22 protein-coding genes are annotated in these 20,806 nt (G+C 45.0%); all 22 read left to right on the top strand.

What is annotated here, in order from left to right:
- The first annotated feature begins 22 nt into the window (after nucleotides 1–22).
- Nucleotides 23–1,342, top strand: a complete 1,320-nt coding sequence (miaB, locus tag IH879_04500) for a tRNA (N6-isopentenyl adenosine(37)-C2)-methylthiotransferase MiaB (protein ID MCH7674196.1) — start codon at nucleotides 23–25, stop codon at nucleotides 1,340–1,342.
- A 42-nt stretch (nucleotides 1,343–1,384) separates the two neighbouring features.
- Complete coding sequence (locus IH879_04495) at nucleotides 1,385–2,557, top strand: acyl-CoA dehydrogenase family protein (GenBank protein ID MCH7674195.1); 1,173 nt, start codon at nucleotides 1,385–1,387, stop codon at nucleotides 2,555–2,557.
- Between the two features lie 17 nt (nucleotides 2,558–2,574).
- The gene (locus IH879_04490; protein ID MCH7674194.1) at nucleotides 2,575–2,982 is read left to right on the top strand and encodes a DUF2203 family protein; all 408 of its coding nucleotides are present in this window, start codon (nucleotides 2,575–2,577) and stop codon (nucleotides 2,980–2,982) included.
- 2 nt (nucleotides 2,983–2,984) lie between these two features.
- Nucleotides 2,985–3,818: a hypothetical protein gene (locus IH879_04485; GenBank protein MCH7674193.1), complete on the top strand. Its 834-nt coding sequence runs from the start codon at nucleotides 2,985–2,987 to the stop codon at nucleotides 3,816–3,818.
- 85 nt (nucleotides 3,819–3,903) lie between these two features.
- Nucleotides 3,904–4,347 (top strand): hypothetical protein, encoded by a 444-nt coding sequence (locus tag IH879_04480; protein MCH7674192.1) that lies wholly within the window; start codon nucleotides 3,904–3,906, stop codon nucleotides 4,345–4,347.
- Nucleotides 4,348–4,377: 30 nt separating this feature from the next.
- The gene (gene rny / locus IH879_04475; protein MCH7674191.1) at nucleotides 4,378–5,928 is read left to right on the top strand and encodes a ribonuclease Y; all 1,551 of its coding nucleotides are present in this window, start codon (nucleotides 4,378–4,380) and stop codon (nucleotides 5,926–5,928) included.
- Nucleotides 5,929–6,011: 83 nt separating this feature from the next.
- Complete coding sequence (locus IH879_04470) at nucleotides 6,012–6,464, top strand: cytochrome c maturation protein CcmE (GenBank protein MCH7674190.1); 453 nt, start codon at nucleotides 6,012–6,014, stop codon at nucleotides 6,462–6,464.
- A gap of 10 nt (nucleotides 6,465–6,474) precedes the next feature.
- The gene (locus tag IH879_04465; GenBank protein MCH7674189.1) at nucleotides 6,475–8,529 is read left to right on the top strand and encodes a heme lyase CcmF/NrfE family subunit; all 2,055 of its coding nucleotides are present in this window, start codon (nucleotides 6,475–6,477) and stop codon (nucleotides 8,527–8,529) included.
- A 72-nt stretch (nucleotides 8,530–8,601) separates the two neighbouring features.
- Nucleotides 8,602–9,051 (top strand): Rrf2 family transcriptional regulator, encoded by a 450-nt coding sequence (locus tag IH879_04460; protein MCH7674188.1) that lies wholly within the window; start codon nucleotides 8,602–8,604, stop codon nucleotides 9,049–9,051.
- 9 nt (nucleotides 9,052–9,060) lie between these two features.
- Complete coding sequence (locus IH879_04455) at nucleotides 9,061–9,387, top strand: iron-sulfur cluster assembly accessory protein (protein ID MCH7674187.1); 327 nt, start codon at nucleotides 9,061–9,063, stop codon at nucleotides 9,385–9,387.
- 21 nt (nucleotides 9,388–9,408) lie between these two features.
- Nucleotides 9,409–9,807, top strand: a complete 399-nt coding sequence (locus IH879_04450; GenBank protein MCH7674186.1) for a transcriptional repressor — start codon at nucleotides 9,409–9,411, stop codon at nucleotides 9,805–9,807.
- A 223-nt stretch (nucleotides 9,808–10,030) separates the two neighbouring features.
- Nucleotides 10,031–11,476: a Fe-S cluster assembly protein SufB gene (sufB, locus tag IH879_04445; protein MCH7674185.1), complete on the top strand. Its 1,446-nt coding sequence runs from the start codon at nucleotides 10,031–10,033 to the stop codon at nucleotides 11,474–11,476.
- 82 nt (nucleotides 11,477–11,558) lie between these two features.
- Complete coding sequence (sufC, locus tag IH879_04440; GenBank protein ID MCH7674184.1) at nucleotides 11,559–12,323, top strand: Fe-S cluster assembly ATPase SufC; 765 nt, start codon at nucleotides 11,559–11,561, stop codon at nucleotides 12,321–12,323.
- A 36-nt stretch (nucleotides 12,324–12,359) separates the two neighbouring features.
- Nucleotides 12,360–13,673 carry a Fe-S cluster assembly protein SufD gene (gene sufD, locus IH879_04435; protein ID MCH7674183.1) on the top strand — a complete coding sequence of 438 codons (1,314 nt, stop codon included), beginning with the start codon at nucleotides 12,360–12,362 and terminating at the stop codon, nucleotides 13,671–13,673.
- Nucleotides 13,674–13,676: 3 nt separating this feature from the next.
- Nucleotides 13,677–14,951: a cysteine desulfurase gene (locus IH879_04430; GenBank protein ID MCH7674182.1), complete on the top strand. Its 1,275-nt coding sequence runs from the start codon at nucleotides 13,677–13,679 to the stop codon at nucleotides 14,949–14,951.
- Entirely contained in the window at nucleotides 14,951–15,397 is a 447-nt protein-coding gene (locus tag IH879_04425) for an SUF system NifU family Fe-S cluster assembly protein (protein ID MCH7674181.1), read from the top strand. Before IH879_04430 ends, IH879_04425 begins: the two co-directional genes overlap by 1 nt.
- A 20-nt stretch (nucleotides 15,398–15,417) precedes the next feature.
- Entirely contained in the window at nucleotides 15,418–15,723 is a 306-nt protein-coding gene (locus tag IH879_04420; protein MCH7674180.1) for a DUF59 domain-containing protein, read from the top strand.
- Nucleotides 15,724–15,887: 164 nt separating this feature from the next.
- On the top strand, nucleotides 15,888–16,565 hold the full coding sequence (locus IH879_04415) for an aquaporin (GenBank protein ID MCH7674179.1): 678 nt from the start codon (nucleotides 15,888–15,890) through the stop codon (nucleotides 16,563–16,565).
- A 37-nt stretch (nucleotides 16,566–16,602) separates the two neighbouring features.
- Entirely contained in the window at nucleotides 16,603–17,385 is a 783-nt protein-coding gene (locus IH879_04410) for an enoyl-CoA hydratase/isomerase family protein (GenBank protein MCH7674178.1), read from the top strand.
- Between the two features lie 41 nt (nucleotides 17,386–17,426).
- On the top strand, nucleotides 17,427–18,881 hold the full coding sequence (locus IH879_04405; protein MCH7674177.1) for an aldehyde dehydrogenase: 1,455 nt from the start codon (nucleotides 17,427–17,429) through the stop codon (nucleotides 18,879–18,881).
- 244 nt (nucleotides 18,882–19,125) lie between these two features.
- Nucleotides 19,126–20,553 carry an aldehyde dehydrogenase gene (locus tag IH879_04400; GenBank protein ID MCH7674176.1) on the top strand — a complete coding sequence of 476 codons (1,428 nt, stop codon included), beginning with the start codon at nucleotides 19,126–19,128 and terminating at the stop codon, nucleotides 20,551–20,553.
- A 72-nt stretch (nucleotides 20,554–20,625) separates the two neighbouring features.
- A partial coding sequence (locus IH879_04395) for an enoyl-CoA hydratase (GenBank protein MCH7674175.1) occupies nucleotides 20,626–20,806 on the top strand: 181 nt, incomplete at its 3' end.

Raw genomic sequence — 20,806 nt, 5'->3', positions numbered from 1 at the left:
TAGAATTGGGTTTACAAGTTAAATGAAAAAAGTCTATATCGAAACTTACGGCTGCCAGATGAACGAATATGATACGGAGCTGGTGCGGTCGATTCTAAAAGCCACAGATCAGTACGAATTTACAAATAAAGAATCCGAAGCCGATGTCGTATTTCTAAACACCTGTGCGATTCGTGAAAACGCCCATTCCAAAATCTATGGTCGCTTGGGTGAAATAAAGCACTTGAGAGAAAAAAATAAAAATGTGATTGTGGGACTACTTGGCTGCATGTCCCAAAATCTCCGTGGCAATCTGCAACGAAGCGAAAACATGGTGGATATTTTCGCTGGGCCTGATAGCTACAAACGCCTGCCAAGCATGATCGACTCCGTTTTGAATAATGGCAAAAAGGAGTATGATTTCAACCTGTCCGAATTTGAAGATTACAGCGACGTTTATCCGGAACGGGTTCCCGGCGTCAATGCGTGGATAGCCGTGATGCGCGGCTGCGATAATTTCTGTACCTTTTGTGTCGTGCCGTACACGCGCGGACGCGAAAGAAGCCGCAATCCGGAAAGTGTGGTTAGGGAAACGGAAAAATTGGTTTCGGATGGATTTAAACAAGTGACGCTTTTGGGGCAGAATGTAAACTCATACCGCCATAACGGCGCTGATTTTGCTGATTTGATGCAGCAAGTGGCTGATGTCGAGGGCATTCATCGTGTGCGATTTACTTCGCCACACCCGAAGGATTTCCCGGAGAAGTTTTTAAAAGTTATGGCTGGGAATCCGAAGATTTGCAATCACATCCACTTGCCGCTGCAATCAGGCAATGACCGAATTCTGGAAATGATGGCCAGAACGTATACCCAAAAAGAGTTTCTCGATTTAGTTGACAAAATCCGGCAGACAATTCCAAACGTCGCTTTAACTACGGATATTATTGTCGGCTTTTCTTCGGAAAGCGACGCTGACTTTGAGGATACTTACCAAGTAATGAAAAAAGTCGAATTTGACTCAGCCTTCATTTTCAAATATTCGGAGAGAAAGAGTACTATCGCTTACAAGCAGCACCCGGATGATGTTTCTGCCGACAAAAAAACCGAGCGCATTGTTCGGTTAAATGAGCTGCAAAAATCGATTTCGATTAAAAAGAATAAAGCCATCATCGGCGAGCGTTTTGAAGTTTTGGCGGAAGGCCCGAGCAAAAAAAATCCTGACGAATGGATGGGACGAACAGAGGCTAATAAAACCGTTATTTTTGCCAACGGCGCTTTTTCGGCGGGTGACTTAATTGAAGTCGAGCTTTATAATGCGACTGCGAATACATTGTTTGGCAAGCACCGACACAATTTGGTTTGAGTTGATAATTCAAACGCAGTTTTGAGCTAGGTTTGTTAATCCATGGCAAAATTCCAGGGTACAGATTTTTACCAAATCGATGATCTGCTTTCCGATGAAGAGCGCTTGATCCGCCAGACCGTTCGCGAATTCGTGGATGAAGAGGTTATGCCTGTTATCCGCGACCATTATCGAGACGGAACCTTTCCCATTCAATTAATTGCTCAACTTGGTAAACTTGGACTTTTGGGGTCAAACTTGCAAGGCTACGGCTGTGCGGGTTTGAACAATGTTGCCTACGGTTTGATTAATCAAGAGCTGGAACGTGGCGACAGCGGTCTGCGCAGTTTTGCCTCTGTGCAAGGCAGCCTGGTGATGTATTCCATTCACCAATGCGGTTCCGAGGAGCAGAAGCAGAAATGGTTGCCGAAACTTGCAAACGGCGAAGCTGTTGGTTGCTTTGGGCTCACTGAACCGGATTCCGGTTCCAATCCGGACAGCATGCGAACCCGCGTTGAAAAAACCAAAAATGGCTGGCTGCTCAACGGCAGTAAAATGTGGATCACTAACGGTTCGCTGGCTGATGTGGCGGTCATTTGGGCAAAAACAGAGAACGGCATTCGAGGGTTCCTGGTCGAGAAGGGAACGGAGGGTTTTACAACAAAACCTCTGCATGGCAAGCTTTCGCTTCGGGCGTCCGACACCGCGGAATTGCTTTTCGAAAATTGTTTAATTCCGCAAGAAAACCTTTTGCCGGAAACGACTGGTTTAAAAAATGCTCTCATGTGTTTAACCCAGGCGCGCTATGGAATCGCATGGGGGGTAATCGGTTCCGCGATGGCTTGTTATGAAGAAGCGCTTGAATACGCAAAAGGCAGGATTCAGTTTGCGAACAAGCCGATTGCCTCACATCAACTTGTGCAAGAAAAGTTAGTTTACATGCTTAATGAAATTACGAAAGCTCAGCTCCTGGCTTTACAACTGGGGAGACTTAAAGATAAGGGAACGAAGCAAATTCACGTGCAAATTTCCCTTGCCAAGCGCAATAATGTTTACCACGCTCTTGAAATTGCCCGGCTTGCCCGGCAGGTTTTGGGAGCAAACGGAATTTCCGATGATTATCAAGCCATGCGGCATATGTGCAATTTGGAATCAGTGCTCACTTACGAAGGCACTCATGATATCCACACTTTGATAGTCGGTGAATACATAACCGGTCACTCGGCTTTTGTCTGAACTTTAGGATTTCTTGAATGAACCTTTACGACAAAGACGACGGCTTTCGCATTTTTTCGTTGGAGGAGGCAAATTTAGTTCTGCCGGATGTTATAAAGATTACCGCATTAGCAGCGGAGTCTTTGGAAGATGCGAAAATACGCATGAAATCTGAAGAAATCGATGATAATGTCCTTGCTCAACGGAAGTTTGAAAAAGAGACTTCAGTAATCTTAAAAGAGTGGGCCCAAGAAATCACGGCTCTGGGCATATACCCGAAAGGCTATTTCACCGTTGATTTTAAATCCGGAATTCCCGACACTCTGTTTTGCTGGGCCTACGGTGAAGAAGTGATTTCACACACCCATAAAATCTTCGAAAGCTTTAAAGATCGCTTGCCCATTCGAAAAAACATCATTCCTGGATTTGAAGATTCGCTAAATTAAAAATGCTGAAACTCATTTTTGTTTTCCTCCTCACTCATTTTTCCGTCGGTCTACTGTTCACTATTCTGTTCATTTCACTTAAAGAAATCGGTAAACTTTATTTTCGTGTCACAACTTTAGTGGCTTGCGCTTTAATTGTTTTTGCCCTCCTTGCTAAACCATTTGGCGACATCGCGTTTTTTCCTCTGTTTAATTTTAATGAAACGAATCAAGTTTTTTCACAGAAATTAACTTACTTTTTCTTTTTGGCAACTGCTCTTTTTCTTATTATTTACAACATAATTCATCCGCGCTTCCACAAATCACTTTTAGTTCTTAGCTTCATTTTTGGCATTTTAGGAATTTCCAGTTATTCCGTTGCCATTTATCAACCCCTGTTGATCGATTCACAGATGATTGCTTTGGTTGTTGCGAACGGGATTGGAGGCACTTTGATTTTGGGCTCAGTCTTAGGGGCGATGATAACCGGGCATTGGTATTTAGTCCAGCATAAATTGAGCCTTTCGCCTTTAAAATATAGTTCACTAATTTACCTCGCATCTGTGTTATTAAGAATTGTCTTAATTGGACTGAGCATTCTCACATTTTTTAAGATGAAAGAAGGAAGGGAGCTGGTTAATGCGATTTTAAGCCTTAACGGCAGCGGTTATATTTTTATCGGCAGGGTTGTTTTTGGGTTAATTGTTCCTTTGGTATTTGGAGTCATGATTTGGAAATCAACTAAGATTCGGTCCACACAATCCGCGACCGGAATTTTATACGCTACAATTATTCTCGTTTTAATGGGGGAGACTTTCGGAAGAGTTTTGTTTTTTTTAATTGGAATTCCACTTTAACTCCAATCCCGAATTACCTTGATTTTAACCAGCAAGATTTGTATATTTTTAATCTTCAAAAATCCATTTTGAAGTAACTTCATATATGGAAGAGCAACAAAACAAAGCTTTGAAGGTCAGCCAAAAGTTGGATTTATTGGTGACCATTTTTAATCGGAAACCGATTCAATTAGTTTTGGAAGGTTTTACGAATATGCAGCTGGTTGAGGCCCATCAGTTTCTGTGGGACAAGCTAATTGAAATTCATTTTCTCACACAGAATCAAGAATTTCGTAGAGAAGAAGTTACGAAGAACATGATGTCGTCAGCTGCTTACCAGCGCCAGCAGGGTTGTGACCTTCGATTGGACTACTGCAAAGGGGTTGAATGTATTTGGTCAAATCCAATTTGCGCCGGCAATAAAGTAAGAAATAACATGGAAGTCATGGGCAAAACAATTGCGAAATACTTGGACTCTTGCAAGAGCAAGAATAATAAGGTTCAGGCATCAAAGAAGCAAGAGGAGGTGAATATTTGGCTTGAAAATTAATTCTGCCGGATTAATCAAGCCTCTTTCACTATGGAAATTACATTAACAACTATAATAATCGGTTTCATTTGTTTGGGTGTTGGTTTTCTGGCTTCTATTTTAATTACTAAAAATAATTTAAGAAATGCACAGTCGCAGGCCGATGAAATTATGGCTGAAGCCAACAAGCAAGCCGAGCGGACCAAACAAAAATATCTTCTTGAGGCAAAAGAAGAGTGGTTCAAAGTCCGGGATGAACAAGAAAACCGCGTGAAGGACCGGCAAAAAAAGTTAGATCAAATAGAACATGAGTTTCTCGAAAAAGAAAAGCAACTCGGCCATAAGGAAAACGAAGCAGATCAAAGGGCAAATAAATTAAAGCAAGCTGAGAGGAATTTGCAGGAACAAAAAGAAGCACAAAGGACAAAAGAATCTGAACTCAATCGTATTATCCGGGAACAGAACAATGCCTTGTCCCGAATTTCTCAGGTTAGCTTAGAAGATGCAAAAGAGCTTTTGTTGGAGAATCTTAAGCGCGATTATAAAGCCGAAGCCGCTGATATTTATAAAGAGCTTGTAGATAAGTCTAAGGAAAATGCGACAAAGGAAGCTCGAAAAATTATAACCATGGCCATCGAGAAAAACGCCGCTGATCACTGTCTCGAAACAACGGTTTCTGTGGTCCCCCTGCCTTCCGATGAATTAAAGGGAAGAATTATCGGTAGGGATGGGCGCAATATAAAAGCATTTGAACAAGCCACCAACGTAAAAGTCATTGTCGATGACACTCCCGAAGCCGTAGTTTTGTCCGGTTTTGATCCTGTTCGCCGGGAAATTGCCCGGTTGGCTCTCCAAAAAGTAATTAGCAACAGCAAAATCAATCCTCAAAAGATCGAGGAGATTGTTAAGAACGCTGAAAAAGAGGTCGATAAATTCATCTGGCGTGCCGGGAACGAGACCATTGCACGAGTTGGGGTTGGCCGGATGCACCCGGATCTAATTAAAATTTTAGGCCGGATGAAATACCGGACCAGTTATGGACAAAATGTGTTGAAGCACTCAGAGGAAGTTGCCATGTTGTGCGGTGCCATGGCCGAAGAACTAAAGATGGACGTCAGATTAGCAAAGCGGGCCGCACTGCTGCATGATATTGGTAAGGCGATGAGTCAGGATATGGAAGGAACGCATACCCAAATTGGTATTGAAATAGCCAAGAAGTATAATGAGAATCCTGTAGTTATCAATGCGATTGCTTCTCACCATGAAGATGAAGCGGCAACTTCATTGATTTCCGTTTTAGTTGGCGCCGCAGATTCGATTTCAGGTGCTCGCCCCGGAGCACGGCGTGATACTTTGGACGGCTACGTCCGCAGAATCGAAAATCTCGAGAAAGTGGCAGACTCATTTGATTTGGTGGCAAAGGCGTATGCGATTTCCGCTGGACGCGAGGTCCGGGTTATTGTGCAGCCGGATAAAGTTACCGAAGCGCAGGCCGATCTTTTAGCCAGTGACATTTCAAAAAAGATTCAATCGGATATTGAATTTCCGGGCCAGATTAAAGTGACGGTCATCCGGGAAACTCGTGCGGTCAGCTACGCTTAGCATTTCGGAAATGACCGATAGGAATTGGGGAAATAAAATCGATAAATTTTGAGTTATACGGATTAAGCAAACACGGAGGATCCATGGCTAAGAAAAAAATAAAGATTGCGTTTGCCTTCACAACTATTTCTGGTCTGCTGATTTGGCTGACAATCAGCGGTTTCGAAGGCAATATGCAGTATTATATCAGTGTAAAAGAGGTCAAAGCGATGGGCGAAGCTGCTTTCGACCAGGGATTGCGTGTGAAAGGATTTCTTGTCCCCGGAACGCTGCAGAGGTCTCAGAATAGTCTGGAAGTAAATTTTGTTATTGAAGAAGAAGGTCAGGAAATGGCAGTGCGTTATGCAAAAGAACTCCCCGACACTTTTAAAGACGGCGCCGAAGTTTTGGTCGCAGGAAAGTACCACCGCGAAGGCTATTTTGATGCCCAAATGTTGATGGCTAAGTGTCCCTCAAAATATGAGACCGGCCAGGAATACGATATCAAGAATTATGACCCTTCCAAACACATCGACGAGTTAGAAGGTACCAATTAAGGAATAATGCATGGTTGATGTTGGACATTTAATCCTCATTTTAGCCCTCACTTGTGCGGGCTACTCCATTTTTGCCTCTATTTTAGGAGCGAGGAAAAATCGCGAGGATTTGACGAGATCCGGTGAGCACGCTTTGTTTGGGGTCATGTTTCTGGTGACACTGGCGGTTTTCATTTTGTGGCAGCAGATTTTCGCTCATGATTTCCACAATGAATACGTCGTCGGCTACTCAAACCGGGCCATGCCCACTTTTTATACTGTTGCTTCGCTTTGGGGCGGCCAAAAGGGTTCCCTGCTTTTCTGGGGCTGGCTGCTGACTGTTTTTGCAGCTTTGGCTGTTTATCTGAAGCGACATAAAAATCGCGAGCTAATGCCGTACGTGGTCGCTGTTCTCATGGGCGGCGCCATGTTTTTCATCGCGTTGAATGTCTTCGTTTCCCAACCATTTGAAAAGCTCTGGCAGTTTGCCGATGGAAGGGTAATTAAAGCGATTATGCAGCCTGCAAATACCGTTGCATTCGCTGCGCCGGACGGCCGCGGTTTAAATCCGTTACTGCAGCATCCGGCAATGGCCATTCATCCGCCTATTTTGTATATGGGGTTTGTAGGTTTTAGTATCCCCTTTGCATTTGCAATCGCTGCCTTAATCAGCGGGCGGCTCGACAATCAGTGGTTGAAAACCATCCGCAGATGGACTTTGGTGCCCTGGTTCTTTCTTGGAATCGGCATGATTTTGGGCGGCAAGTGGGCCTACATGGAGCTCGGCTGGGGTGGTTACTGGGCCTGGGATCCGGTTGAAAACGCGGCTCTCATGCCATGGTTGGCAGGGACTGCCTTTATCCACTCAACCATGATTCAAGAGAAGAAGAACATGCTGAAAGTGTGGAACATGTCGCTGATTCTTCTGACATATGTGCTTTGTATTTTCGGAACGTTCCTGACTCGCAGCGGCATCGTTTCATCGGTGCACTCGTTTGCCCGCTCTGATATTGCCCCCTGGTTTGTCGGCTATTTGGTTTTGCTTATTTTTGTTCCGACCTTTTTGATTATCAAAAGACTTCCACAAATGAAAACAACCCAGCATTTCGACTCCGTTGTTTCCAGGGAATCGGCCTTTCTGATCAATAATCTGATTTTCCTCGGTGCGCTTTTCGCGGTTTTCTGGGGCACAATTTTCCCTATAGTCACCGAGGCGATCCGCGGGGTGAAAGTCACGGTTGCGGAACCGTTCTTTAATAAGGTTACCATTCCAATCGGTCTGTTTCTGCTCTTTCTAACCGGCGTGGGTCCATTGGTCGCCTGGCGCAAGACCTCTTCAAATCTCATGAAAAAGATTTTCTTAAAACCAATTGCGGTTGCTTTGCTCGGTTTGGTCATTATGCTGGCATTTGGAATCCGGCATTTTTATGCACTGGTTTCCCTAACATTGTCGATCTTCGTAACCGCAACAATAGTCGCTGAATTTCACCGTGGCGCAAGAGCGAGAATGCGAACGAATCAGGAAGGATATTTTGTTGCCCTGATTCGGCTTTTGCAAAAAAACAAACGCCGCTACGGAGGCTACGTCGTCCATTTCGGAATCGTGGTGATGTTTGTCGGCTTTACGGGCAAGGCTTTTGATACTGAAAAGGAGGCCCATCTTAAACCTGGCGAGTCCATGCAGATTCGCAGTTATACTTTAACGTATAAAGGCTTTAAAACCTTTGAGGATTTGAATAAAGTGGTCTGGCAGGCTGAAATGGATGTTTACAAAAACGGAAAAATGGTTAAAACCATTTACCCGAATAAGCATTACTACATTGTGCAAGAACAGCCCACCACGGAGGTCGTTTTGAGATCAACCTTGCAGGAGGATTTGTATGTTGTCCTCGCGCAGCCAAACGATGATAAAAGTGCAGTTTTTAAAGTTTATATTAATCCGCTGGTAAATTTGGTTTGGCTTTCAGGACTCATTGTGACTCTTGGAACGTTTATAATTTTGCTGCCGGACACCCCGGTAAAATCGAGAAAAAGGAAAGTCCGAAAAGTTCAACAAGATGCTGTGGCTCAACATGAAATTGCGTAAATTCCCCTTGACATCTGGCTAAAATTTTTTTATATTCAAATCCGACCAAATAGGTCGGGTTTAGGAGTTTGCATGTTACGTATGACCAAGAAATCTGAATACGGTATTATCGCACTGAAGCACATGCTGAATCAACCGGGGGATACCGTGACCAGTGCCAAAGAAATTGCCGGGCGCTACAACATTTCTACTGAGATTATGGCTAAAATCCTGCAAAGGCTGGCGCGCAAAGGTATGGTCAGTTCGTGTCAGGGGGCGCATGGCGGTTATGTTTTGGCGAAAGATGCCAATAAGATTTCGCTTTCGGAAATCATTGAATCGATTGAAGGGCCGGTTGGGCTCGTTGAGTGTGTTACAGATCCCAATTGTAACTGCAGGCAACTGGAGAATTGCAATATTAGCGATCCGTTTCATGTGATTCAAGAACAATTCAAAATATTTTTGTCGGGGATTACTCTGGCGGATATAAATAACGAACTTGACATGCAGCGGGATAACGTTGCTTTAATAAATCTAAATTAGGAGAAAATGATGATTTCAGTTACACCTAAAGCAATCGCTGAGGTTAAGAAACTCATGGCGAAAGATCACCCCGATGAAAATGGAGGCTTGCGCGTCGGAGTAAAGGGCGGGGGCTGCTCGGGGTTGTCTTACGTTCTGGACTTTGTAAAAGAACCTCGTGCGGATGATAAAATTATGGAATTTGACGGCGTGAAGTTTTTCATGGATCCCAAAAGCGCTATTTATTTGAACGGAACGCAGCTTGATTTTTCCGACGGGCTAACCGGCACGGGATTCAATTTTGTCAATCCGAACGCCCAGAGAACATGCGGCTGTGGCAGCAGCTTCAGCGTTTAAGAATAAGGAAATGAACTGGTTATGAATACCTTGCAAGAAAAGAAATACCGTAAAAGCAAACAGCGGCAAAAAATTTTAGGTATTTTAAAATCTACAACAAGCCACCCGACTGCGTCCTGGATTTATGATAAGCTCAAGCCCGGGTTTCCTTCTTTAAGCCTCGGTAATGTTTATAGAAATCTGAGCATTCTGGTAGAGCAGGGGTGTATTCAAGAGCTGAAATTCGGCAGTACATTTGATAGATACGATGGTAATGTGAATCCGCATTACCATTTTATTTGTAATTCGTGCGGTGCTATTAAAGATATCGAGATGGAACACAACACCGAATTAAATCGCAAGGTTGAAGAAGCAACCAATTATCAGGTCAAGAATCACAGGCTGGAATTCTTCGGCTGCTGTGACGAGTGCATAAATTAAGTTTTGTTATCAAAAAACTCTTTGGATATTATACAAGAAAATGACAGCGAAGCGAATGACAAAAATGGTCATTAAGTCATTAGGTCAATGGCCATCGGCGTCACTATTTAGTCACATAACCTACCTAATGACAGCGCAGCGTAATGATTGTAGATGATGGCGCAAGCGTTTACCAGCATCAAAACAAAATTCGCGGATTCGTCCGTGTTAGGAGTTTTTTTAAATGAGTACTGAACAAGAAACCATCGAACAATTTACAAAGAGCGAATATAAATGGGGGTTTACTACCGATATCGAGCAGGAGTTTGCGCCAAAAGGCCTCACTGAAGATACGGTCAGGTTAATTTCTGCTAAAAAGAATGAGCCGGAGTGGCTGCTCGAATGGCGGCTCAAAGCTTTCCGCCACTGGCAAACCATGACAGAGCCCAGGTGGCCAAATGTCAAGTATCCCCCCATCGATTATCAGGATGCGTACTATTACGCGGCGCCCAAGAAAAAGAAACAGCTCAAAAGCCTCGATGAAGTCGATCCGGCAATTCGCGAGACTTTTGACAAATTGGGAATTTCTTTAGATGAGCAGAAACGCCTCTCAGGAGTCGCAGTGGATGCGATCATAGACAGCGTTTCAGTTGCAACCACATTTAAAGATGAGCTTTCCAAGCACGGGATTATCTTCTGCTCTTTTTCCGAAGCAGTTCAGAACCATCCTGATTTGATAAAAAAATATCTCGGCTCGGTTGTGCCCTACACCGACAATTTTTATGCGACTTTAAATTCCGCCGTGTTCAGCGATGGCTCGTTCTGCTACATTCCGAAAGGCGTTCGCTGCCCAATGGAGTTGTCGACTTATTTTAGGATCAACGCTGAGAATACGGGGCAGTTTGAACGAACGCTTATTGTCGCTGAAGAAGGCGCTTATGTGAGCTATTTAGAAGGTTGCACGGCGCCGATGCGTGACGAAAATCAACTGCACGCAGCCGTAGTCGAGTTGATTGCTCACAAAGATGCACAGATAAAATACTCAACCGTGCAGAACTGGTACCCGGGCGATAAAAACGGCAAAGGCGGCATTTACAACTTCGTGACCAAGCGCGGCATCTGTTCAGGTAAAAACGCCAAGATTTCGTGGACGCAGGTTGAGACCGGCTCGGCCATTACCTGGAAATATCCAAGTGTTATTTTAAAAGGGGATAACTCGATTGGGGAATTCTATTCCGTAGCAGTAACCAATAATTATCAGCAAGCGGACACCGGGACCAAGATGATTCATCTCGGTAAGAATACCCGGAGTACGATTATCTCAAAAGGCATTTCGGCTGGCCATGGCCAAAACTCGTATCGAGGTCTGGTAAAGGTCGCCAAAAACGCGGAAGACGCACGTAATTTTTCCCAGTGTGACTCGCTGTTGATTGGGGATAAATGCGGCGCACATACGTTTCCTTATTTAGAGGTTCACAACAAATCCGCGAAGATAGAACATGAAGCGACCACCACAAAAGTAGGTGAAGATCAGATTTTTTACTGCAATCAGCGCGGCATTGATACCGAAAATGCGGTGAGCTTGATTGTGAACGGATATTGTAAGGAAGTCTTCAAAGAGCTGCCCATGGAGTTTGCCGTCGAAGCACAGAAATTGCTGTCGATTAGTCTTGAGGGTAGTGTGGGTTAAGAACACTCTTCATTCTGAATGTAGGCGAAGGATGAATGGTCACATGAAAAAGCGAAATCATTAAGGAGAAAAAGAACAAAAGATGTTAACGGTAAAAGGATTAAAAGTCGTGGTTGAGGGAAACAAAATTCTAAAAGGTATTGATTTAGAAGTAAACAAAGGCGAAGTTCATGCGATTATGGGTCCAAATGGCTCAGGAAAAAGTACCCTCGCAAACGTCCTGGCTGGCCGCGAAGAATACGAAGTAGTCGCTGGTGAAGTTCTGTACAATGGCCGGAATCTGTTGGATATGAAACCGGAAGACCGGGCGAGAGAAGGGCTATTCCTGGCATTTCAATACCCCGTAGAAATTCCCGGGGTGAGCATGTCGAATTTTCTCAAAACGGCTCTCAATGAGATTCGCGAATATCGTGGGCAAGAAAAGCTCGACGCCATGGAGTTTTTTGCGCTCATCAAAGAAAAGCTCAAATTTGTAAATATGGATGAGAAGCTCCTCAGCCGCTCAATTAACCAAGGTTTTTCAGGCGGTGAAAAAAAGCGCAACGAAATTTTTCAAATGGCACTGCTTGAGCCCAAGTTGGCCATCCTGGATGAAACCGATTCCGGGTTAGATATTGACGCCATGAAAATCGTAGCCAATGGTGTGAACCAACTACGAAGCCAGGACAATGCAACCATCGTTGTGACCCACTATCAGCGTCTCTTAAATTACATCGTTCCGGATTTTGTCCATGTTCTTATTGATGGTAAAATTGTTAAGTCCGGCGACAAAGGACTGGCGCTTAAACTTGACGAACAGGGTTACGACTGGGTCAAAGACCACGCAAGCCAGCCGGTAGCTGCTTAAATTATTGAATTAAGGGAAAACGAAAACAACATGGAAATGACAGATATAAAACAGTGGTACATTTCGAATTTTGATTTGTTTGAAGAAAGTCTGAACGGAAGCAGGGAAACTCCGTTCCATGAAGTGCGTAGGTCGGCAATTTCAAAATTTTCCGAGCTGGGTTTTCCAACTCCGCGCCACGAAGACTGGAAATATACGAACGTTGCACCCATGCTGGAACACAAGTTTAAGCTGCCAACCGAAGCGGCAAAGGTTCCGAAGGAGGTACTTCGCGATTTTGCTTTTGATAAGCTAAAAGAAAATTTGGTTGTTTTTATTAACGGTCTTTTTTCGGAAGAGCTTTCTAAGATTGATCTAAACAGCGATGACATCATCGTCAGCAGTTTGCGGAACGCCATGGTAAATCACAGCGACCTCGTTTATAAACATCTTGGTCGTTACGTGAGTTTTGAAGATGAATCCTTTACTGCTCTCAATACCGCGTTTACGAATGATGGCACATTTATCTTTGTGCCCGATAATAAAGTAATAGAGGACCCCATTCATTTGATATACATTTCAGATGGGGACACGGAGCTTGTTTCGCACCTACGCAACCTGTTTATTGTTGGAAAAAATAGCCAGGTGAAAATCATCGAAAGCTTCCATTCATTGTCAGCTACAACTTATTTCAACAATTTAGTGACCGAAGTTTTTGTTGACAAGAATGCAATAGTCGATCACATAAAACTTCAGGAAGAAAGTATAAATGCTTTTCATATCTCAAACGCGCAAGTACAGCAGGAGCGGCAAAGTGTTTATACGACGGTCAACATTGACTTGGGAGGCGGATTAGTTCGCAACAATCTGAGTGTTTTGTTGAATGATGAGCACTGCGAATCCCATTTGTTTGGATTTTTTCTTGGGCAGGGGACGCAACATATTGACAATCACACGTTTATCGATCATGCAAAGCCACACTGTTTCAGCAACGAGCTGTACAAAGGCATTCTCGACGACAAAGCACGCGGTGTGTTTAACGGCAAGATTATAGTGCGTCCGGATGCGCAAAAAACCAACGCGCTGCAATCCAACAAAACGCTCTTGTTGACGAACGACGCCTCGATTAACGCCAAGCCGCAGTTGGAAATATTTGCCGATGACGTTAAATGTACCCACGGGGCAACCATTGGCCAGCTCGATGACGAGGCCATGTTTTATTTGCGTGCAAGAGGTATTGGCGAGGAAATGGCGGGCGCAATGCTGCGGCACGCTTTTATTAGCGACGTTCTGGAAAACATTAAAGTAGAGGCGGTTCGCGAGCGGATGGACGCGCATATTATTGAACGTTTTACCAAAGCACATAAATAATAAATGGAAGAATTACTCGAAAGCGTTGTTTTAGAAAAGCCAGTCAGCACGCCTACTACTGGATTTGATGTTGAGCGAATCCGCGAGGATTTCCCGATTTTGCAAACGCGGGTGCACGGGAATCCGCTGGTCTATTTGGACAACGCAGCTACTTCCCAGAAACCACAAGCGGTGATTGACGCCATCAGCGATTACTATTCTGGCGAAAACGCAAATATTCACAGAGGGGTGCATTATCTCAGCGAGCTTGCCACCAGGAAGTACGAAGAAACGAGGGAGAAGGTAAAAGACCTCATCAACGCGAAATCCACACGCGAAATTATATTCGTCCGAGGAACTACGGAGGCTGTAAATTTGGTTTCTTCAACTTACGGTCGAGAAAACATCAAAGCGGAAGACGAGATCATCATTTCAAATATGGAACATCACTCCAACATCGTTCCATGGCAGCTGCTCTGCGAATCGACCGATGCGAAACTGAAGGTTATTCCTATCAATGATGACGGCGAAATCATCTTTGATGAGTATCAGAAGCTTATGAGTGACAAAACCAAATTGGTTGCGGTTGTGCATACTTCTAACTCACTTGGTACAATTAATCCCGTGAAGCGAATCATCGAAGTTGCCCATAGCCACAATGTTCCTGTTTTACTCGATGGCGCTCAAGCAGTCCCGCACCAGAAAATTGACGTTCAAGAGTTAGACTGCGATTTTTTTGCTTTCTCTAGTCATAAGTTTTTTGGGCCCACTGGTGTTGGGGTTTTATTCGCCAAAGAGGACCTTTTGGAAAAGATGCCACCTTATGAAGGCGGCGGCGAAATGATCACCTCCGTTACATTTGAGAAAACAACCTACAACGAACTTCCACATAAATTTGAAGCAGGTACACCTAACATTGCCGGGGTTGTTGCATTAGGTGCGGCTATTGACTATGTGAATGAAGTAGGCTACGAAAATATCCACGAACATGAAGATGAGTTGCTAAAGTACGCCACGGAAGCCTTGTCGTCCATCAAGTCTTTGAGGATTATCGGAACGGCAGCAAAGAAAGCCTCGGTGATTTCGTTCACTTTAGACAATATTCATCCGCATGACATGGGAACCATCCTCGATAGGCAGGGCATCGCGGTGCGCACGGGGCATCATTGCACGCAACCGGTCATGGAACGATTTAATGTGCCGGCCACTACGAGAGCCTCTTTCGCTTTTTACAACACCAAAGAAGAGGTTGATCGTCTGGTCGAGGGCATACATCACCTACTCAAATTATTCGGCTAATGGAAGATTTAAGAGAACTATATCAGGAAGTGATTCTGGATCATAATAAGAATCCGAAGAATTTCAGGAAACTAGAAAACGCCAGCCATACTTCGGAAGGGTACAATCCTTTTTGCGGCGACCGCATTAATCTGTATTTGCAAATCGAGGATGATCACATCAAAGATATCAGTTTTGAAGGCTCCGGATGTGCGATTTCAAAAGCTTCTTCATCAGTGATGACGGCCGAACTTAAAGGAAAATCGCTGACTGAGGCAAAAGAGCTTTTTAAGAAATTCCAGGGAATTATCACCGGTAAAACTGAAGCTGATTTCACAGGTTTTGATAAGCTCTCCGTTTTTGCCGGCGTCAGAGAATTTCCGGTTCGCGTCAAGTGCGCCGCTTTAGCATGGCATACAATGCTCGAGGCAATACAGAACGGCAATAACCTGGCTTCTACAGAGTAAAATTTAAATAAGGAAAATAAATGGAAGAAATCAAAGATATGGTTCTGGAAGTTCTGAAAACCTGCTACGATCCTGAAATCCCGGTGAATATTTATGAGCTCGGTTTGATTTACGATATTAACGTGGATGAGTCCAATAACGTTGATGTCAATATGACGTTGACTTCACCGGCTTGTCCGGTTGCGGGCACTCTACCCGGAGAAGTCGAGCAAAAAATAAGAGATTTGCCGGAAGTTAATAATGCCAAAGTTGAAGTTGTTTGGGAACCACAGTGGTCACCTGACCTCATGAGTGATGTGGCACGGTACGAACTCGGAATGATGTAAATCACATTTTTTTTAGAAATCAAGGCTCTTCTCGTGAAGAGCCTTTTTTGTTTATTTTGGAAAGGAAACCTTGGTTTAAGCCATGAAAATTTAGCTTGAGTTTTCGCTTGAAAAACATTAAATTGCAAAGCTAAATTTCAACTACAAATCGAGGAGGGAGAGGAATGAAAGATTTAAAGGCTTATGTGGCCGAAATGATTGCGACGTTTGCGCTTTGTTTTATCGGAGCCGGTGCGATTGTAACGAATTCGTATACTGATGGCGCGGTTGGACTTGTTGGGATTGCGCTGGCACACGGGGTGGTTTTGGCCATTATGATTAACGCAACCGGTCATATTTCAGGCGCGCACGTGAACCCGGCCGTGACGATTGGGTTTATGATCACCAAGCGTATCGAAATTGGCAAAGGTATCGGCTACATTATTTCTCAGTTGGCTGGCGGCGTTCTGGCGGGTTTTGCCTTGCGTGTCATCTTCAGTCCGGCCGTCTGGGGCGCGACGCACTTAGGAACGCCAGCTCTTGATCCGGGAATTTCCTTTGGAGCTGGAATTATGATCGAGGCTATCTTAACATTCTTTCTAGTAATGACTGTTTTTGGTACCGCAGTTGACTCACGAGCGCCGAAAGGTGTTTATGGTTTCGCGATCGGCTCTGTTTTGGTTTGTGATATTTTAATGGGAGGTCCGCTCACCGGCGCCTCGATGAATCCGGCGAGAACCTTTGGAACCGGATTGGCCGCGGGATTCTTCGAAAACCATCTGGTTTATTGGATTGGACCGATTGTTGGTGGCGCTGCTGCTGCTTTGCTTTATAACAATTTTTTTATGTCGAAAGAAGATTAGTTTGATTATTAAATTTTAACTCAGAAGGAGAAATTTAATGGCTTTAGTTGATTATCGAGTTGAGAATGGCATTGCCATCATGGAACTCAACAATCCGCCCGCAAACAGTTACAACCACGAGGTGATGGCGGAACTGGATGCGTGCATCATGAAGGCGCGTTTTGATGAGTCGGTACATGTTTTAATTATTACCGGCAAAGGAGAGAAGTTTTTCTCCGGCGGGGCAGATATTTCCATGTTGGAATCGGGTTCGCCGAATTATCTTTATAATTTCGCCCTGCATGGCAACGAAACTTTGATGCGTTTCGAAAATACACCAAAACTGGTAATTGCGGCCATCAATGGTCACGCTATGGGCGGCGGCTGTGAAATCAGCATGGCATGCGACATACGAATTGCAAAAGCCGGCAAAGGCAAAATTGGGTTGCCGGAAATTAACCTCGGAGTCATGCCGGGGATGGGCGGGACCCAGCGTTTGGCCAGACTGCTAGGTAGAGCCAAAGCTCTGGAGTTCTGTACCTCAGGCGCGGCGCTCTCTATGGACGCAGCCAAAGAAATCGGTCTGGTAGGTATGGTTTTTGAGGAGGAAGGGTACTGGGATAAAGTGATGGAATATGCCGGTCAATTTGTTCCGCCTAAAAAAGCCAGCATGTCTGTCGGTATGATTAAACGCGCTATTCAAACCGGTGCGGATATTTCCCTTCAGGACGGTCTTGCACTCGAACGTGAAGTTTTACAACGTGCGTTTGATAGTGATGATGCTAAAGAGGGCCTGAAAGCTTTTCTCGAAAAAAGAACGGCCAATTTTACAGGCAAATAAAATTTTTGACTAATTTATTTTAGAGATAAAGGAGTATTTGAATGGCACAAATGTTCATAAACGGCGAGTGGGTAGAGGCCAAGAGCGGCGCAACGTACGAAGTTAAAAATCCCGCGAACGGTGAGACAATCGACACCGCGCCGTTGGGAGATGCGGCTGACGCCAACGCCGCAGTTGAATCTGCGAAGGCCGCTTTTAAGGACTGGGCAGCGATGGCGCCGGATGCGCGCGCCGAGATTTTACACAAAGGCATTAATGCCGCTAAAGAGCAAGTTAAGGATTTGGCCGCGCTGTTGACCAAAGAGCAGGGCAAGCCGTTCATGGAATCCATGGGCGAGTTGAATCATTGCTTGCATGGTATGGAGTTTTATGTTGGTTTGGCAAGCAAAATCAGAGGTTCCCAGGTGCCTCTTCCTCCTTCAATGAATCCAAATTGCTACGGTGTGATTATGAAGCAGCCGGTTGGTATCTGTGTCGGCATCGTCCCTTGGAATTTTCCTATTACTTTGATGGGCACAAAAGTCGGCCCGGCTTTAATAGCCGGAAATCCAATCATCATCAAACCGGCCTCCACAACACCTTTAACTACTTTGAAAATAATAGGCATTCTGAATGAAGCAGGGCTGCCTGCCGGCGTCTTGAATTGTGTGACGGGTCCGGGAAGTAAGGTTGGAAATGCTTTGATCAGTCATCAAGATGTTAGGAGAGTGGCGTTAACCGGTAGTTCTGAAACCGGACGGCAGGTCATGGAAACCGCCGGACCGGATTTTAAGCGCATTACCCTTGAACTCGGCGGCTCAGATCCCATGATTGTTTGCCCGGACGCCGATATGAAAAAAGCAGTGAATGGCGCCATGATCGGTCGTTTCTGGAACGCGGGTCAGGCATGTTTGGCGGTAAAGCGACTTTATTTGTTTGAAGAAGTTTATGATGAGTTCCTTGAGCAGCTGGTCGGGAAAGTTGGCCGCTATGAACCGGGTGACGGTATGGAAAAAGCCGAAAAGCCGCGAATTCGGATGGGACCGCTGCACACCGCCTACCAAAGAGAGGAAATCGAAGAGCAGTTGAAAGATGCCGTTGACAATGGGGCGAAAGTTTTGGTTGGCGGCAAAAGGCCTGAAGGTAATGATCAAGGTTATTTCTTTGAACCAGCCGTTGTGGAAAATGTTGCTGAAGACAGCAAGCTGGTTACTGAGGAGGTCTTTGGCCCGGTTCTGCCGGTTTTCAAGGTTTCAAATCTCGACGAGGCGATTGCGAAAGCAAACAACAGTAAATGGGGATTGGGGTCTTCCATTTGGACAAATAATATGAAATATGCAAATCAGGCCGCCCGGGAGATTCAGTCCGGCATGGTGTGGATTAATCAAATTCATTTCGGCTATGACGAAATGCCATTTGGCGGCGTTAAGGCTTCCGGAATCGGACACGAACACGGTCCCGAAGCGCTCGATTACTACTTTGAACCGAAAAGCGTCGTTTTTGGCGGCTTGGATTAATTACACAGCTTATCGATGGAATCTTTGTTGTGTAGGAAAAAATCGCTAATGACAGAGAAGCGAATGACAAATTGACGCCATTGAGTCGGCCGGGCCATCTGCCTTCGGCGTCCTTATTGGGGAATAATAACCTATTAAATGACAGAGCAGCAAAATGGCAGCTGATGAGAGCACGAAACAGCATAAGGCAGAATAGACTTAACATTATGGCTTTCCGCATTAAGTGAGGTAATTTATGGCGCAGATGTTTGTCAACGGCGAACACGTTGATTCGATTTCCGGAGAAGTTACCGAAATTTATAATCCGGCAAATGGTGATTTAGTCGATACAGTTCCCAAAGGGACCAAAGATGATGCGCGGCGGGCAATTGATGTTGCGTATGATGCCTTCCAAGCATGGTGGGATACTCCTTTTGCGAAGCGAGGAGAAATTTTGTTTAGCGCCTCCCGCTTGATTCGGGAAAATGAAAAAGAGCTGGCTACGTTGCTCACGAAAGAGCAGGGCAAGCCGCTCAGAGAAGCATTTCTTGAAATACGCCGTTTTGCACATACGCTCGATCACTATGCCGGTTTAGCCAAAAATATTCGCGGCGGATATGTGCCGCTTTTGGACGCCAGCCGTCACGGCTTGATTCTGAAAAGACCGTTGGGCGTTTGCGGGGCCATCATTCCGTGGAATTTTCCGGTGTCGCTCATGGGCAATAAACTCGCTCCGGGACTTCTCGCGGGGAATACGTTTGTTGTGAAACCAGCCGGGACCACGCCGCTTACGGCCACAAAAGTGATTGGGTTGATGTTTAAAGCCGGCGTTCCCAAAGGCGTGTTAAATATTGTCACGGGGCCCGGAAGCACGGTCGGGCAGGAAATTATTGAGAATTCCAAAGTTCGAAAAATCGGCTTTACCGGATCTACCGAGACCGGCCGAAAAGTTATGGAGGCTGCGGCCAAAGAGATCAAACGAGTCACGCTTGAGTTGGGCGGCAGCGACCCAATGATTGTCTGTGAAGATGGTGACATCGATAAAGCGGTTAGCGCTGCTTCGGTGGGGCGCTTTTTTAATTGTGGTCAGGCCTGCCTGGCAGTAAAGAGACTCTACCTTTTTGAGCAAATCGCTGATGAGTTTATTGAAAAACTAATTGTAAAAGCTAAAAAGCTTAGAATAAAAGATGGCCTGGCCGAAGGCGCGATGATTGGGCCGATGCATTCTAAATCTCAACGCGAAGAAGTTGAAATGCAGGTTCAAGACGCGGTTGATAAAGGGGCACGTATTTTAGTCGGCGGAAAGCGACCTGAAGGCGCAGAATACGAGAAAGGATATTTTTACATGCCTACTCTTCTGACTGATATCGATGAGTCCTCTAAAATCGTTCAAGAAGAAGTCTTTGGCCCAGCTTTGCCCATTATGCGGGTTCGGGACTTTGACGAAGCGCTTGCCAAAGCCAACAATCACATTTACGGCCTTGGCTCTTCTATTTGGACCCGAGATATAAATCGTGCCCATTACGCCGCGGAACGTATTGAATCCGGATACACCTGGATCAATTCGGCGCAAATTATTTTTGATGAGCTGCCGTTTGGCGGTTTCAAACAGAGCGGGCTAGGCAAGGAGCACGGCTCAGAAGCGCTTGACTATTATATGGAAACGAAATCAGTTGTAGTCGCAACGAGTTGATTGAAGTTGCACCGATGCCATCGCTTTGAGCGATAGCATCGGTAATTGGTTATCGATTTTGAAAAAATCTCTATGCCCGATTCCTTTAAAACCATCAAATTTGAAATAGACGCAGACGGAATAGCCACGGTCACCCTGAATCGTCCCGAAAAACTCAATGCCATGAATGCCGAAATGCGTTCAGAGTTCAAAGTCCTTGGCGACGAACTGATTTCAAATGATCAAATTAGAGTGATTGTATTTACCGGTGCGG

The organism is candidate division KSB1 bacterium, from assembly GCA_022562085.1.
Classification (GTDB): Bacteria; Zhuqueibacterota; Zhuqueibacteria; order Oceanimicrobiales; family Oceanimicrobiaceae; genus Oceanimicrobium.
The sequence above is the reverse complement of the archived record's forward strand: the minus strand, read 5'-3'. Positions and strand labels throughout refer to the sequence as shown.

Excerpts from the sequence above, each read along its gene's own strand:
- miaB (MCH7674196.1), top strand. The coding sequence starts at position 23 with ATGAAAAAAGTCTATATCGAAACTTACGGCTGCCAGATGAACGAATAT.
- IH879_04495 (MCH7674195.1), top strand. The coding sequence starts at position 1,385 with ATGGCAAAATTCCAGGGTACAGATTTTTACCAAATCGATGATCTGCTT.
- IH879_04490 (MCH7674194.1), top strand. The coding sequence starts at position 2,575 with ATGAACCTTTACGACAAAGACGACGGCTTTCGCATTTTTTCGTTGGAG.
- IH879_04485 (MCH7674193.1), top strand. The coding sequence starts at position 2,985 with ATGCTGAAACTCATTTTTGTTTTCCTCCTCACTCATTTTTCCGTCGGT.
- IH879_04480 (MCH7674192.1), top strand. The coding sequence starts at position 3,904 with ATGGAAGAGCAACAAAACAAAGCTTTGAAGGTCAGCCAAAAGTTGGAT.
- rny (MCH7674191.1), top strand. The coding sequence starts at position 4,378 with ATGGAAATTACATTAACAACTATAATAATCGGTTTCATTTGTTTGGGT.
- IH879_04470 (MCH7674190.1), top strand. The coding sequence starts at position 6,012 with ATGGCTAAGAAAAAAATAAAGATTGCGTTTGCCTTCACAACTATTTCT.
- IH879_04465 (MCH7674189.1), top strand. The coding sequence starts at position 6,475 with ATGGTTGATGTTGGACATTTAATCCTCATTTTAGCCCTCACTTGTGCG.
- IH879_04460 (MCH7674188.1), top strand. The coding sequence starts at position 8,602 with ATGTTACGTATGACCAAGAAATCTGAATACGGTATTATCGCACTGAAG.
- IH879_04455 (MCH7674187.1), top strand. The coding sequence starts at position 9,061 with ATGATTTCAGTTACACCTAAAGCAATCGCTGAGGTTAAGAAACTCATG.
- IH879_04450 (MCH7674186.1), top strand. The coding sequence starts at position 9,409 with ATGAATACCTTGCAAGAAAAGAAATACCGTAAAAGCAAACAGCGGCAA.
- sufB (MCH7674185.1), top strand. The coding sequence starts at position 10,031 with ATGAGTACTGAACAAGAAACCATCGAACAATTTACAAAGAGCGAATAT.
- sufC (MCH7674184.1), top strand. The coding sequence starts at position 11,559 with ATGTTAACGGTAAAAGGATTAAAAGTCGTGGTTGAGGGAAACAAAATT.
- sufD (MCH7674183.1), top strand. The coding sequence starts at position 12,360 with ATGACAGATATAAAACAGTGGTACATTTCGAATTTTGATTTGTTTGAA.
- IH879_04430 (MCH7674182.1), top strand. The coding sequence starts at position 13,677 with ATGGAAGAATTACTCGAAAGCGTTGTTTTAGAAAAGCCAGTCAGCACG.
- IH879_04425 (MCH7674181.1), top strand. The coding sequence starts at position 14,951 with ATGGAAGATTTAAGAGAACTATATCAGGAAGTGATTCTGGATCATAAT.
- IH879_04420 (MCH7674180.1), top strand. The coding sequence starts at position 15,418 with ATGGAAGAAATCAAAGATATGGTTCTGGAAGTTCTGAAAACCTGCTAC.
- IH879_04415 (MCH7674179.1), top strand. The coding sequence starts at position 15,888 with ATGAAAGATTTAAAGGCTTATGTGGCCGAAATGATTGCGACGTTTGCG.
- IH879_04410 (MCH7674178.1), top strand. The coding sequence starts at position 16,603 with ATGGCTTTAGTTGATTATCGAGTTGAGAATGGCATTGCCATCATGGAA.
- IH879_04405 (MCH7674177.1), top strand. The coding sequence starts at position 17,427 with ATGGCACAAATGTTCATAAACGGCGAGTGGGTAGAGGCCAAGAGCGGC.
- IH879_04400 (MCH7674176.1), top strand. The coding sequence starts at position 19,126 with ATGTTTGTCAACGGCGAACACGTTGATTCGATTTCCGGAGAAGTTACC.